We start from the raw sequence: 14,457 nt of genomic DNA on the forward strand, positions 1-14,457 counted from the left end.
CGAATGCGGTGTGTCAGGCAATGCAAATGTTGTCTGGCACACCGCTTTCGCGAGCAAGCCCGCTCCCACATTTTGACCGCACACAGCCATGGTTCAGCTAACCTGTCTGTCTGCTGAACACACCTGCGAAACACTACGTCGCAGAAAATGACCGTTGAAACCACCGCCAACCTGCCCCATCTAAGACCCATACCCATTGCGCAGGTGCCCCCATGAGCGACCAGCAGGAATTCCCCGAAGACCCGAGCGAATACGCCGATCCGGAAAACGCCCAGCAGCACAAACCTGGCAAAGGCCTGGCCCTGCCTGGCCAGAACCTGCCGGACAAGGTCTACGTCATCCCGATCCATAACCGACCGTTCTTCCCGGCCCAGGTGCTGCCGGTCATCGTCAACGAAGAACCGTGGGCCGAAACCCTCGATCTGGTCAGCAAATCCGATCACCACTCCCTGGCCCTGTTCTACATGGACACGCCCCAGGAAGACCCGCGCCACTTCGACACATCGGCCCTGCCGCTCTACGGCACGCTGGTCAAGGTGCACCACGCCAGCCGCGAAAACGGCAAGCTGCAGTTCGTCGCCCAGGGCCTGACCCGCGTACGCCTCAAGACCTGGCTCAAGCACCACCGCCCGCCGTACCTGGTGGAAGTCGAATACCCGCACCAGCCCACCGAGCCGACCGACGAGGTCAAGGCCTACGGCATGGCACTGATCAATGCGATCAAGGAACTGCTGCCGCTCAACCCGCTGTACAGCGAAGAGCTGAAGAACTACCTCAACCGCTTCAGTCCCAACGATCCGTCGCCGCTGACCGACTTCGCCGCCGCGCTCACCTCGGCCACCGGCAGCGAGTTGCAGGAAGTGCTCGACTGCGTGCCGATGCTCAAGCGCATGGAAAAAGTCCTGCCGATGCTGCGCAAGGAAGTCGAAGTCGCGCGCCTGCAAAAAGAGATTTCCGCCGAAGTTAACCGCAAGATCGGTGAACATCAGCGCGAGTTCTTCCTCAAGGAACAACTCAAGGTTATTCAGCAGGAGCTGGGGTTGACCAAGGACGACCGCAGCGCCGACCTCGAACAGTTCGAGCAGCGGCTGGTGGGAAAAGTCCTGCCGGCGCAGGTGCAGAAACGCCTCGAAGAGGAAATGAACAAGCTGTCGATCCTCGAGACCGGCTCGCCGGAATATGCGGTGACCCGCAATTACATCGACTGGGCGACCTCGGTGCCGTGGGGCGTGTACGGCGAGGACAAACTCGACCTCAAGCACGCGCGCAAGGTGCTGGACAAACACCACGCCGGCCTCGATGACATCAAGGACCGTATCCTCGAATTTCTCGCGGTCGGCGCCTACAAAGGCGAGATCAGCGGCTCCATCGTATTGCTGGTGGGCCCGCCGGGCGTGGGCAAGACCAGCGTCGGCAAATCCATCGCCGAATCCCTGGGCCGGCCGTTCTATCGCTTCAGCCTCGGCGGCATGCGCGACGAAGCCGAGATCAAGGGCCATCGCCGCACCTACATCGGCGCGCAGCCGGGCAAACTGGTGCAGGCGTTGAAAGACGTCGAAGTGATGAACCCGGTGATCATGCTCGACGAAATCGACAAGATGGGCCAGAGCTACCAGGGCGACCCGGCCTCGGCGCTGCTGGAAACCCTCGATCCGGAACAGAACGTCGAGTTCCTCGACCACTACCTCGATCTGCGGATGGACCTGTCGAAAGTGCTGTTCATCTGCACCGCCAATACCCTGGATTCGATCCCCGGCCCGCTGCTGGACCGGATGGAAGTGATTCGCCTGTCGGGCTACATCACCGAAGAAAAAGTCGCCATCGCCAAGCGTCACCTGTGGCCCAAGCAGCTTGAGAAAGCCGGTGTATCCAAGGGCAGCCTGAGCATCAGCGACAGCGCGCTCAAGGCGCTGGTCGACGGTTATGCCCGTGAAGCCGGCGTGCGCCAGCTGGAAAAAAACCTCGGCAAACTGGTGCGCAAAGCGGTGATGAAACTGCTCGACGAACCGAAAGCCGTGATCAAGCTCGGGCCGAAAGACCTGGAGGCTTCACTCGGCAAGCCGGTGTTCCGCAACGAGCAGGTGCTGGCGGGGGTCGGCGTGATCACCGGGCTGGCCTGGACCAGCATGGGCGGTGCAACCCTGCCGATCGAAGCCACGCGCATCCACACCCTCAACCGTGGGTTCAAGCTCACCGGGCAATTGGGTGATGTGATGAAAGAGTCAGCGGAAATCGCCTATAGCTATGTCAGCTCGCACCTGAAGTCCTATGGCGGCGATCCGAAATTCTTCGACGAAGCTTTCGTCCATCTGCACGTGCCGGAAGGTGCAACGCCAAAAGACGGCCCGAGCGCCGGCGTGACCATGGCCAGCGCCCTGCTGTCGCTGGCACGCAATCAGCCACCGAAAAAAGGCGTGGCCATGACCGGCGAACTGACGTTGACCGGGCATGTGCTGCCGATTGGCGGGGTGCGGGAAAAGGTGATCGCAGCGCGACGGCAGAAGATTTTCGAGCTGATTCTGCCGGAGGCCAACCGCGGGAATTTCGAGGAGTTGCCGGAGTATCTGAAGGAAGGGATTAGCGTGCACTTCGCCAAGCGGTTTGCGGATGTGGCGAAGGTGTTGTTCTGATATATCGCTAGCGCCTGCTCCATCGCCTTCGCGAGCAAGCCCGCTCCCACATTTGATCGCGTAATAAGCAAGTCACTCGGTCTAATGTGGGAGCGGGCTTGCTCGCGAAGGCGTCAGTACTCAATACGCCAATTCCCGTAGCTGTCACACTTTGTCTCATCTCGGTTATGCTCGCCGTTCGTCGTGAACGCCGGAGCCACTGACCTTATGTCCCCCATTCGCCTGTTTGTCCCCCTCGCCCTCGCCCTGCTGGCCGGATGCGCCACGCAACCTGCGCACAACGTGACAGTGGAAAAACAAAGCGAATGTCCGGTGCAGCTCAGCAACGGGCAAAACCTGATCCTGACCCTGCCGAGCAATCCGACCACGGGTTATCGCTGGGCGATCCAGGATTCGGCCGGCGGTGTGTTGCACGCCCTGGGCCCAGAGGTTTATCGAAATCCGGAAGATGCTGGCATCGTCGGCGCGGCCGGGGTCTCGACCTGGCGCTTTCAGGCTTTCGCGCCCGGCACCGGACGCTTGCGCCTGACCTCGCAACAGCCATGGGCGCCGGAAGTGCTGCCGGTGGATTCGTTCGACTGCGCGATCTCGGTCAACTGACCGTGGGCTGGCTGATTCTGGCGCTGATGGGCGCAGTGACCTTCCTTTATGGCCTGAGCGTGCATGCGTCCCTGCTGTGCCTGCTGGTCAAGCCGCTGCCGGTGCTGGCCCTGCTTGGCTGGTTGCATGACGCACCGCCAGGCGAATATCGGCGCTGGATCAGCCTGGGGTTGATTTTCTCCCTGGTCGGCGACGTGTTGCTGGCATGGCCGGGGGATTTGTTCGTGTTCGGCCTTGGGGCGTTTCTGGTTGCGCATCTGGCCTATCTGAAAGCGTATTTGAGCGATTGCCGGCGGCTGGCATTGCTGCCACTGGTGCTGGCCCTCGGTGTCGGCGCCGTCCTGTTGGGAATTCTGATTTCCAACGGCCTCGGGCCATTGTTGGTGCCTGTGATTGTCTATGGCACGGCGATCAGCGCCATGCTCTGGCGCGCCCTGGCCCGACTCGGGACCGACGTGCCCAAACGCTCTGCGCTACTGGCGGCGGCGGGCGCAGTGGCATTCGTGTTCTCCGACAGCGTGATCGGTATCAGCCGGTTTGTGGTGCCGTTCGACGCGGCGCCGTACGTGATCATCCTCAGCTATTGGCTGGGGCAATGGGGCATCACGGCATCGGCGTTCACTCAGAAACCGCGCTGACCCCATCGCGAGCAAGCTCGCTCCCACAGGTATTGCACAGCCCTTGTGGGAGCGAGCTTGCTCGCGATAGCAATATCACTGAACACACAGACTTTGCAGGCTGCTTGGCGGTTTATCAGACAACCCGCGCATCCCCGCGCCAACTTGGCTAAAATGCCGGCCTTTTCCACCTACACCGCTGGAACCGCCGTGAGCAAAGAACCCGATCGCCTTTTCGCCCAGCCTCTGGCCCAGGTGCCTGACTTCGCCTTCAACGAGGACGTGGTGCGGGTGTTCCCGGACATGATCAAGCGCTCGGTGCCGGGTTATCCGACCATCGTCGAAAACCTCGGCGTGCTCGCCGCGCAGTTCGCCCAGCCGGGCAGCGTGCTGTACGACCTGGGCTCGTCGCTGGGTGCCGTGACCCAGGCCTTGCGCCGGCACGTGCGCACCGATGGCTGCCGGGTGATCGCTGTGGATAACTCGGCGGCGATGGTCGAACGCTGCCGCGAGTACCTCAACGGTCAGGACTCGATGTTCCAGGAGTTGCTGCCGGTGGAGGTGATCGAAGGCGACATCCTGGCGCTGGAGTTCCAGCCGGCCTCGGTGGTGGCGCTGAATTTCACCCTGCAATTCATCGCCCCCGACCAACGCACGGCATTGCTGTCGCGCATCCGTCAGTCGCTGTTGCCCGGCGGCGCCCTGATCCTCTCGGAAAAACTGCGTTTCGAAGACGAGCAGGAACACGCGTTGCTCACCGACCTGCATATCGCCTTCAAACGCGCCAACGGCTATAGCGAACTGGAAATCGCCCAGAAGCGCAGCGCCATCGAAAACGTCATGAAGCCCGACAGCCTCGAAGAACACCGCGAACGCCTGCTGGCCGCCGGGTTCTCGAAAGTCGTGCCGTGGTTCCAGTGTCTTAACTTTGCCTCGTTGATTGCCTTGCCATGATTGATCTGTCCCCCCTCGCCCGCCGTCTGGCCGGCACGCCGCTGGCCGAATGGGCCAACACCCTGCAAGCGCAACTCGACAAGAAAATGGAAAAGGGCCATGGCGACCTGGAACGCTGGCAAAGCGCGCTGGACGCCCTGCCGAAGATCCAGCCGAGCGAAGTCGATTTGCTCAATGGCTTGAAGCTCGATACCGATTGCAGCGACGAGACCCGCGCGCAAATGCGCACCGCGCTGATGGGCCTGTCGCCATGGCGCAAAGGGCCGTTCGACCTGTTCGGCGTGCACGTCGACACCGAATGGCGCTCGGACTGGAAGTGGTCACGGGTCGCCCCGCACCTGAACCTGAAAGGCAAGCGCATCCTCGATGTCGGCTGTGGCAACGGTTATTACATGTGGCGCATGCTTGGCGCCGGCGCGGACAGCGTGATCGGTGTCGACCCGAACTGGCTGTTCTTCTGCCAGTTCCAGGCGGTGCAACGCTACCTGTCCGAGCCGAACGCCTGGCACCTGCCCTTCCCGTTCGAAGACCTGCCGCCGAACCTCGAAGGGTTCGACACAGTGTTTTCCATGGGCGTGTTCTACCACCGCCGTTCGCCCATCGAACATTTGCTGGCGCTGAAGGATTGCCTGGTCAAGGGCGGTGAGCTGGTGCTGGAAACCCTGGTGGTCGAAGGCGACAAACATCAGGTGCTGGTGCCGGAGGACCGCTACGCGCAGATGCGCAACGTGTGGTTCCTGCCGTCGGTGCCGGCGCTGGAGTTGTGGTTGCGACGTGCCGGGTTCACGGACGTGAAGTGTGTGGACGTGAGCACCACCACGGTCGAGGAACAGCGCGGGACGGAGTGGATGAAGTATCAGTCGCTCAGTGACTTCCTCGATCCGGAAGATCACAGCAAGACCATTGAAGGGTTGCCGGCGCCGATGCGGGCCGTAATCGTCGCCAGAAAGTAACGCAAGAACCTGTAGGAGCGAGCTTGCTCGCGATGGTGTGTCAGTCGACACCACTTAGCCTGACACGCCATCGCGAGCAAGCTCGCTCCTACAGGGGGCGGTGTTCAGTCTGAAGGTTTTGCGCGCCGGGCCTTGAAGAATTCGCTGAGCACCGCCCCGCATTCCTCCGCCAACACCCCACCTTCATGCAGTACCCGATGATTCAGGAAGCCCTGGGTAAAGAACTGCCCCTGGCTCTGCACGATCCCCGCCTTGGGCTCCAGCGCGCCGTACACCACCCGGGCAATCCGCGAGTGCACGATCAGGCCCGCGCACATGCTGCACGGCTCCAGTGTCACGTAAAGCGTACTGCCGGTTAGCCGGTAATTGCTGACGGCCTGGGCGGCGGCGCGGATCGCGACCATTTCGGCATGGGCGCTGGGGTCGTTGCCACTGATCGGGCAGTTGAAGCCGCGACCGATGATTTCCCCATCCTGGACCAGTACCGCGCCCACCGGCACTTCGCCGAGGGCCGCGCCTTGGGCCGCCAGTGCCAGGGCCTCACGCATGAATTCGCGATCACGACTGCGGTCGATGATGGCGGCGGGACGAATCTGACGCATCACGCCACCTCGATAGCGGCCATCAGGCCGGTTTCCATGTGGTCGATCACATGGCAGTGGAACATCCATACACCCGGATTATCCGCCACCAGCGCTACCTGCGCGCGCTCGTTCTTGCCCAGAAGGTAGGTGTCGGTGAAATACGGAATGACCTTGTGCCGGTTCGAGGCGATGACCTTGAAACTCATGCCGTGCAGGTGAATCGGGTGCTGATACTGGGTCATGTTTTTCAATTCGAAAATGTAGCTCTTGCCCTTTTCCAGTTTGGCGATCGGACGGTCGGCGCAAGTCTTGTCGGTGATGTCCCAGGCCTTGCCATTGATCTGCCACAGGCTTGGCGGCTTGCCATTATCGACGTTCACCGACACCGAACCGACCCATTCGAAATTGAAGTTGAGTTTCTCGGCATTGGCCAGGTCCGGCTCGGCCACCGGGTTGGCGGGCAGCGCGGGCGGCCACACGGTCGGGGCGTCGGTGTTGGCCACCGAACGCAGCGTACCCAGGCGCACCGGGCCGTTGCGCAGGGACAACTCTTCACCGGCCGGCGGAGCCTTGATCGCCAGGCAGATACGCATGCCGGGGCCGAGCCAGTATTCCTTGCCGAGCGGGCGCGGTTCGATGGGGTTGCCATCGAGCGCATAGATCTGCGCTTCGACGCCGGGAATATTCAGGCGATAGGTCAAGGTGTTATCGAGGTTGAGCAAACGTACACGGGTGATCTGCCCGGCCGGCAAATCAATCACCGCTTGCGCGATGCCGTTGATGGTCGACAGACGCCCCGCCGTGCCGCCACGGGCCGCTTCCCGGGGAATACTGAAGTCGACGAAAGCGCCCTGCTCATCGATGTGCCAGTTCTTCAGGCTCAAGGTTTTTTCGTACTTGAAGCCGGTGGGCTCACGCTCCTCGACAATCAGCGGGCCGACCAGGCCGCGACCGAGTTCCTCGCTGCTGCTCACATGGGGGTGATACCAGTAGCTGCCGGCATCGGGCACGCGGAATTTGTAGTCGAAATATTCACCCGGCAACACCGGTAGCTGCGAGACGTAGGGTACGCCGTCCATTTCCAGTGGCAGGCGGATGCCATGCCAGTGAATGGTGGTCGCGACCGGCAGGTGGTTGATGAAGCGCACCCGCAGCCATTCACCCTGGCGCACCCGCAACTCGGTGCCCGGCGCCGACGGGCCGAACGCCCAGGCCTGGGTGTTGTGCCCGGCTACCAGTTCCACGTCCAACGGCGCTGCGATCAGCTCGTAGTCGTGGCCCGCCTCGGCGTCGGCCATCTTGCCCAGCCAGTAGCGCGACGCGCCCCCTGCACCGACACCAACGACAACAAGACCGGCCAGGCCACCGAGGATTTGGCGACGGGTAAACGGCATGAACTCAACTACCTCACGTATCAGCGACAGGCCCGGGGCCTGCAAAAGGCGAATACGATACACCTGCAACTGCGAAACGGTAAGGGTGACCTGTGGCCGCACATCAGCTGTGGGCATAACTATGTAGTGCACTTGCCTTGAAAAAACCGGCCATCCTCGACATCCCGTTTTCTCAAGGAAAGAGAGTGCATGAACCCGAACGAAACACGCCCGCTGCCCAATGCCGCCGACAAGGCCGCGCTCAAGGCGATCGCCACCACCGTCATCCAGACTTGCCCGAGCCTGCAAGACACGGCGCACGAAGTCGCCAGCGACTTACTGAAAAAATCCGGCATTACCGACCTCGATCCGGATCAGGTGTACTTCCACCGCTTCGACACAGCCGAAAGCAGTTCGAAAACGTTCACCGGTTGGGAGCATGTCAAAGCAACGCCGACGTCAACCACGACCCTGACGCAGCTGGTGATCCAGCGCTTTCGCGCCAGCGATCAGGACAACGCCGACCTGCTGGACGTCTATGCAGGCTTTTATACCGCCGGCCCGAACGCCGGGAGGTTCAACGAAACCAACGAAGTACGCCTGCACGGCAACGAGGTGTTGAAGGAGTTCTGGAACATCGATTTCAGCTCGTTCTATACCGACAAGCTGACCGCGTTCTGGAAGCAGTCCGGCACCGACTTCCGAACCCTGGCCAAATGCAATTTTCTGATACAAGCCGTAAAGGCCAGGGACAAACGGCAGTTGAGCGACGATGACTTCCAGTTCGTCACGAATGCCGTAATGGGCCCGATCAACTGGCCCGTCGACCTGCAGATGCTGCGGGCTCAGCACCCTTGCACTGACATTGTTCGAGCTCTGGACGTCGACGGGTACCTTGCCACCAACATCCTGCGTTTCGTCGCACCCAAGGGGCGCCAGATCGTGTACCTGCCCGGTGAAAACGTCGCTTTCAAAGTGCTGGAAACCGCGACGGACATGCACTACTGGATGTTGCAGCAGATGAACGAAGAAGAGGCTCGCCGAGGCTTCATGACGCATTTTTCCTTGGCCGATCGTCAAACCATCGACAAGAACATCACCGATATCATGAACCGGCTGGTCAGCACCTGGGGCAAGTACGACCATCACCTGATCAATCAAAAAAACCAGGTCATCACCGGCGACGCATTCAGTTGGTTGAGCAACTCGACCCAAAACGCAATGTTTGCCGAAGCCGAACTCTCGCTGACGTCCAATGGCGATCTGCGCAAAAAACTCTGGATCGGTTACCTCAGCGCCGGTTTAAAAGTATTCGGCCCCATGGCGGTGGTCGGTTGGCCGATTGCCCTGCCGGTGGTCGGTTGGCCGATTGCCCTGCCGGTGGTCGGCGCCAGTATTGCCAGCCTGGGTTTGAACATCGATCAGGCGGTCAATGGCAAAACCGCCGGGGAGCGCAAAGCCGCCGTTCTTGGCGCCGTGCTCAGCGGTATCGATTTGCTGTTCAACCTCCTGGTGCTCAAAGGTCCGGGATCGCTGGAGGAAATCGGCCCGGACATCGACGCCGCCGAAGCCAAAGAAATGGCCGATCTGATTGAATCAACCACACCCGCCGAAACCGCCGGGTCGAAGGTCGGAACCATCGAAGGAGAATCAGAGGCTGTCACGGGCTCGACTGATGGCAGGCCAGCGTCATCAGTGCCGGACGCCTTCAGGATTAATGATGTGCCCGGCGATGACGCCCTGGTTCGTGAGTCAGGCAAGTTCCAGGGTACATATCGGCTCGCCTCGAATCCTTCGTCCGCGATCAAACTCAACGGCAACGCCTATTACGTGCGTTATGAAAACAGCCTCAACGGGCGTGGGTACTGGGCAATCATCGACCCGGCCAATCCCGACTCTTTCGCGGATTCGATTCCAGTACGGTTTATGAATGATTCGGGAGAATGGGAGGTCGTTCCCAAACTGGGCCTCAGAGGCGGGATGCAAGCAGCGGCCGTCTCCTCCCCCGCCGTCGAGGAGTGGTCACAACGGCCAGGCGTTCATGTGCCGGGCCTTGAGGACCCTGAAATGCGGGCATGGGCGCTGGGTGGACCCGACGTACGCAGCCCGTTCAGACGGATCTGGTCAGTGGCAGGCATCGATGTCCACAGCGTACTCATGTCGGATACCGGCCAAGAGGTCATCACGCTCAGCGAATTCGAGATGGCCCAGGAAGAACCCCGTCGCAACCTGATCAGCGACGCCAGGGCCTGGTACGAGCTTCACCCACCGACGCCGAGCCAACCGGCGTCCTCTGCACAAGCGTTCGCCACGCCAGGCGAGCTGCTTGAAACGGTCTACGCGGAAAAACCGGGCCTGGTTGTCGGCGAGAGCCGGGGCAGCATCGGCAGCAAACAGTTCCTGATCGAAAACATGCCAACGCTCGCGCAACATGGCGTCAAGACCCTGTACTTGCAGGAGCTGCTGGCCAACGTCAATCAACTCGAACTGGACACCTTCGCGCGCACCGGTGAAATGCCCGCCGAGCTGGAAAACTACCTGAACAAACTCGACATCAAGGCCGGCAACGACCCAACAGGCCAATTCAATCTGCTGGCGCTGGTCAAAGCCGCCAATGCCCAACAGATCCGGGTTCAGGCCCTCGACATGTCGACGACCTACAACATCAACAAAGAAGCGACTGACTGGGAATCCAACTACCAGATGGCCAGGAGTTTTTTTGCCAGCGAGGTCATCCGGTTCAACGAAGCATTGAAAGAACCGGGCAAATGGATTGCCTTGGTCAATCAGGAAAACATGGCGACGTTCAGAGGCTATCGCGGCATTAGCGAACAGACCGATGCCCTGAGTATTCGTATCGATGACGTAGCGCCGGGGCAAGCGCAACCCATCGACTCCGATCCAGGGTTGGCCGTGGAGCATGCGGACTATCCGGATTCCCCTGTTTATTACGAATCTGATGGCATGGACTTCGACAGCGTCCATGCACTGATCAAAGGCGACGTGCGCGTGCAGATGGAAACTCCATGGGCATACAGGACCCCGCAACAACTGCGAGCGCTGTTGCCTGAACCGGGGATGTTCACCTTTCAGCGCTACCGCAGCAGCGTCCTTGTGGTTTATCGCAATGCCAACAACGGGATGGCGGACAGCGTCATCAGATCCACGCCGGGTGGACGGCTGAATCTGGATACCCCGCTTCGACCAGCCTACGAGTCCATGACAGTGGACAACCTCGAAGAACTCAAGCAAGCGTTGGTTGCAAAGGGCATGAAGCCCATGGGTTGGCCCGTCGAGCTGGCAAGTGAACTCGATTCCCCTTTGTCGCAAGCCTCTCCACACATCGAAATACCGGACAACTGGCAAGCCAATGAACTGCTCGAGGGGCGGACACCCGCGAGCGAAGCCGGAAAATTCCAGGGCATCTATCAACTCGACTCCAACCCCGCCACCGCGATCTTGCTCGATGACAGGGCCTATTACGTGCGCTACGAAGCCGATCCCAACGGAGGCGGCACCTGGGCCATCATCGATCCTGAAAATCCCAACGCGTTTTCAGGTTCACTCCCTGTGCGTCTCAATGCCGAGGGTGAATGGGAGCTGACACCCAGAGCCGGGCTCAGGGGTGGTGGAAACCGGCATCCGGGCGGGTCCCGCGTTCCGCCGTCTACATCTGCTCCGGCCTCTGCGTCTGCCTCTGTTCATGAGCCAACACAGGCCATCCTGCGCCGCCCTGCTACGCAATACGATGCAACTAACCGATTCAGTATCAGACTACTGGCGATGGGCGAGAGAGAAACCCATATCAAACTGGTCCGTCAGCCAGACGGAAGCTTTCGCGCAGAGACCACTTACGCACGATACGTCGCGGCCCCGCGCGCCACGCTGTCACAAGACGCCCGTCAATTCTTTTCCCGCAGTGGATTTTTCGCTTCATTACCCCCTCGCCCGCTGCTTCCTGTCGTGACGCCATCAACCACTGCCGCAGAACTGCTTCCGAAGATATTTGAAGCGGCACCAGGCCTGGTCATCGGTGAAAGCCAGGACCGCATTGCCAGCATGCGGTTTCTCATCGAGAACATGCCGAGCCTTGCCCAACAGGAAGTCAAGACGATCTATTTCCATCGCCTGCTCAACGATTTCAACCAGGTGGAACTCGATCAATTCTTCAAGACCGGGTCAATGCCTGATGATCTGAAGGAATATTTGCAAAAGCTGAAAAGCGATCCCACCGGGAGATTCACCCCGCTTGAAGTGGTCAAGGCGGCTCAACAAAATGGTATTCGGATTCAGGCAACCGACTGCCTGGCCAGTTATCGTTTCCCCGGCCCATCACTTCCCGACATGCATGAGCAAGCCATCAAGACCTACCTCACCCACACCATCATGGAGGCCGATAGAACACTCAACGGAGCGGGAAGATGGGTGGTGCTGACGGATCAGGAAAACATCAACACCTTTCGTGGAATGTCCGGCATCAGCGAAATGCAGGGCGGTATCGGTTTGCGCATCGAAGAAGTGCTGCCTGAAGAAAGCCTGCTGATTGAAACGGATCGAGGCATTGAGGTAGGCCGCGGATTTATCACCCAACCCGAATCAGCCGACGGAAACTTCGACACCTTGCACGCTGACTTGAGCTTGCAGATGCCATTGCCGTTGCTTGAAAAGACACCGGAAGCACTCGATCGGCTGCTGTATCGGCAAGGCATGTTCACTTTCGAGAAGTCGAACGGAAACTGGACACTGATCCATCGCAGCAGAGTCGGTCAACTGGCAAGAACACCGGTCGAGCGCACGGCTGACGGCAACTACCTGATCAATCGCCCCGCATGGACCGAAGTGCATCAGGTGCCTTACGCCAGCATCGACGAGCTGTCCTGGGGGCTCAGCCGTATGGGCATGAACCTCGAAGGGCGCTTGCCGGTGTAAACAAACCTGCTCGCGACGGCGGCTTGTCAGGCGCGGGAGATGTTGGATGTGCTGGCCTCATCGCGAGCAAGCTCGCTCCCACAGGGGATTTGGGGCGAACACAACTGAAACGCAAGAAGCCCCGGGTCTCACAACCCGGGGCTTCTTTTTGTCGCTATCGTTTTGAGCCTGCGTTCACAGGCTCATACGATCATTCCCACTCAATGGTCGCTGGCGGCTTGCTCGACACGTCGTAGGTGACGCGGGAGATGCCTTCGATTTCATTGATGATGCGGCCGGAAACGGTTTCCAGCAGTTCGTAAGGCAGATGAGCCCAACGCGCGGTCATGAAGTCGATGGTTTCCACGGCACGCAGGGCCACGACCCAGGCGTAACGACGGCCATCACCCACCACGCCAACCGATTTCACCGGCTGGAACACTACGAACGCCTGGCTGACCTTGTGGTACCAGTCGGCCTTGCGCAGTTCTTCGATGAAGATGTGGTCGGCGCGACGCAGCAGGTCGGCGTATTCCTTCTTCACTTCACCGAGGATGCGCACACCCAGGCCAGGGCCCGGGAACGGGTGACGGTAGACCATGTCGTACGGCAGGCCCAGTTCCAGGCCCAGACGACGGACCTCGTCCTTGAACAGCTCGCGCAGGGGTTCAACCAGCTTGAGGTTCATTTCTTCCGGCAGGCCGCCCACGTTGTGGTGCGACTTGATCACGTGGGCCTTGCCGCTTTTCGCGCCAGCCGACTCGATCACGTCCGGATAGATGGTGCCCTGGGCCAGGTACTTGATGTTGTCCAGCTTGCAGGATTCGGCATCGAACACGTCGATGAAGGTACGGCCGATGATCTTGCGCTTCTTCTCCGGGTCGGCTTCACCGGCCAGGTTACCGAGGAACTGCTCTTCGGCGTTGGCGCGGATCACCTTGACACCCATGTTCTCGGCGAACATGGCCATCACTTGCTCGCCTTCGTGCAGGCGCAGCAGGCCGTTGTCGACGAACACGCAGGTCAGTTGGTCGCCGATGGCTTTGTGCAGCAGCGCGGCAACCACGGACGAGTCCACACCGCCGGACAGGCCGAGCAGGACGTTGTCGGTGCCGACCTGGGCGCGAACCTGGGCGATGGCGTCTTCAGCGATTTTCGACGGGGTCCACAGGGCTTCACACTCGCAGATGTCGAGGATGAAGCGCGACAGGATGCGACCGCCCTGCTTGGTGTGGGTCACTTCCGGGTGGAACTGCACGCCGTAGTAACGACGCTCGTCGCTGAACATGCCGGCGATCGGGCAGCTCGGAGTGCTGGCCAGGATGTGGAAGTCTTCCGGCATGCGGGTGACCTTGTCACCGTGGCTCATCCACACGTCGAGGCCGAACAGGCCGTCAGCGTCGATGTGGTCTTCGATGCCGTCCAGCAGGCGGCTCTTGCCGACTACATCAACGCGGGCATAGCCGAACTCACGCAGCTCGGAACCTTCAACCTTGCCGCCCAGTTGCTCGGCCATGGTCTGCATGCCGTAGCAGATACCGAAGACCGGCACGCCCAGGTCGAAAACGGCTTGCGGGCAGCGAGGGCTGTTGGCTTCGTGAACCGACTCTGGGCCGCCGGCGAGGATGACGCCTTTAGGAGCGAATTCGCGGATCGCATCTTCGTCCATGTCGAACGGGTGCAGTTCGCAGTACACGCCGATTTCACGCACGCGGCGGGCGATCAGCTGGGTGTACTGGGAACCGAAGTCGAGGATCAGGATGCGGTGAGCGTGAATGTCGAGGGCCATGATTCAGTCTCGTCTAAAAAATTCGGAAACAGTCGTGATTCAGAAACAA

The 14,457-nt window shown here is 60.4% G+C and carries 9 protein-coding genes; 6 read left to right on the plus strand and 3 right to left on the minus strand.

Translation table 11 applies throughout. The annotated features are described in order from the left end of the window. Positions 1-212 precede the first annotated feature (212 nt). The 5 genes from lon (at position 213) to cmoB (ending at position 5,754) form a co-directional block, all read left to right on the plus strand. Complete coding sequence (gene lon / locus KGA98_RS02930; protein WP_223501012.1) at positions 213-2,630, plus strand: endopeptidase La; 2,418 nt, start codon at positions 213-215, stop codon at positions 2,628-2,630. 207 nt (positions 2,631-2,837) lie between these two features. Next, positions 2,838-3,230, plus strand: a complete 393-nt coding sequence (locus tag KGA98_RS02935) for a protease inhibitor I42 family protein (protein ID WP_150813643.1) — start codon at positions 2,838-2,840, stop codon at positions 3,228-3,230. A 2-nt stretch (positions 3,231-3,232) separates the two neighbouring features. Beyond that, positions 3,233-3,868 carry a lysoplasmalogenase gene (locus KGA98_RS02940; RefSeq protein WP_057716259.1) on the plus strand — a complete coding sequence of 212 codons (636 nt, stop codon included), beginning with the start codon at positions 3,233-3,235 and terminating at the stop codon, positions 3,866-3,868. Positions 3,869-4,057: 189 nt separating this feature from the next. Continuing rightward, entirely contained in the window at positions 4,058-4,801 is a 744-nt protein-coding gene (gene cmoA, locus KGA98_RS02945) for a carboxy-S-adenosyl-L-methionine synthase CmoA (RefSeq protein ID WP_008053199.1), read from the plus strand. After that, positions 4,798-5,754, plus strand: coding sequence for a tRNA 5-methoxyuridine(34)/uridine 5-oxyacetic acid(34) synthase CmoB (gene cmoB / locus KGA98_RS02950; RefSeq protein ID WP_154947054.1), 957 nt, complete (start codon positions 4,798-4,800; stop codon positions 5,752-5,754). Before cmoA ends, cmoB begins: the two co-directional genes overlap by 4 nt. Positions 5,755-5,858: 104 nt before the next feature. Here the strand turns inward: cmoB and tadA are convergent, their stop codons facing one another. Further along, positions 5,859-6,356, minus strand: a complete 498-nt coding sequence (gene tadA / locus KGA98_RS02955) for a tRNA adenosine(34) deaminase TadA (protein ID WP_057716262.1) — start codon at positions 6,354-6,356, stop codon at positions 5,859-5,861. Continuing rightward, positions 6,356-7,732, minus strand: coding sequence for a multicopper oxidase family protein (locus tag KGA98_RS02960; protein ID WP_223501421.1), 1,377 nt, complete (start codon positions 7,730-7,732; stop codon positions 6,356-6,358). Before KGA98_RS02960 ends, tadA begins: the two co-directional genes overlap by 1 nt. Before the next feature lie 189 nt (positions 7,733-7,921). On the opposite strand from KGA98_RS02960, the gene KGA98_RS02965 reads away from it, so the two are divergent. After that, entirely contained in the window at positions 7,922-12,640 is a 4,719-nt protein-coding gene (locus KGA98_RS02965) for a membrane-targeted effector domain-containing toxin (RefSeq protein WP_223501029.1), read from the plus strand. Between the two features lie 190 nt (positions 12,641-12,830). Here the strand turns inward: KGA98_RS02965 and guaA are convergent, their stop codons facing one another. Continuing rightward, positions 12,831-14,408 carry a glutamine-hydrolyzing GMP synthase gene (gene guaA, locus KGA98_RS02970; RefSeq protein ID WP_008053207.1) on the minus strand — a complete coding sequence of 526 codons (1,578 nt, stop codon included), beginning with the start codon at positions 14,406-14,408 and terminating at the stop codon, positions 12,831-12,833. Positions 14,409-14,457 lie beyond the last annotated feature (49 nt).

It is taken from the genome of Pseudomonas sp. BF-R-24, from assembly GCF_019947335.1.
In the GTDB taxonomy this organism is placed as follows: domain Bacteria; phylum Pseudomonadota; class Gammaproteobacteria; order Pseudomonadales; family Pseudomonadaceae; genus Aquipseudomonas; species Aquipseudomonas jessenii.

What these genes read in the sequence shown, in the direction of transcription:
- lon (WP_223501012.1), top strand. Translation starts at nt 213, where the DNA reads ATGAGCGACCAGCAGGAATTCCCCGAAGACCCGAGCGAATACGCCGAT.
- KGA98_RS02935 (WP_150813643.1), top strand. Translation starts at nt 2,838, where the DNA reads ATGTCCCCCATTCGCCTGTTTGTCCCCCTCGCCCTCGCCCTGCTGGCC.
- cmoB (WP_154947054.1), top strand. Translation starts at nt 4,798, where the DNA reads ATGATTGATCTGTCCCCCCTCGCCCGCCGTCTGGCCGGCACGCCGCTG.
- tadA (WP_057716262.1), bottom strand. Translation starts at nt 6,356, where the DNA reads ATGCGTCAGATTCGTCCCGCCGCCATCATCGACCGCAGTCGTGATCGC.
- KGA98_RS02960 (WP_223501421.1), bottom strand. Translation starts at nt 7,732, where the DNA reads ATGCCGTTTACCCGTCGCCAAATCCTCGGTGGCCTGGCCGGTCTTGTT.
- KGA98_RS02965 (WP_223501029.1), top strand. Translation starts at nt 7,922, where the DNA reads ATGAACCCGAACGAAACACGCCCGCTGCCCAATGCCGCCGACAAGGCC.
- guaA (WP_008053207.1), bottom strand. Translation starts at nt 14,408, where the DNA reads ATGGCCCTCGACATTCACGCTCACCGCATCCTGATCCTCGACTTCGGT.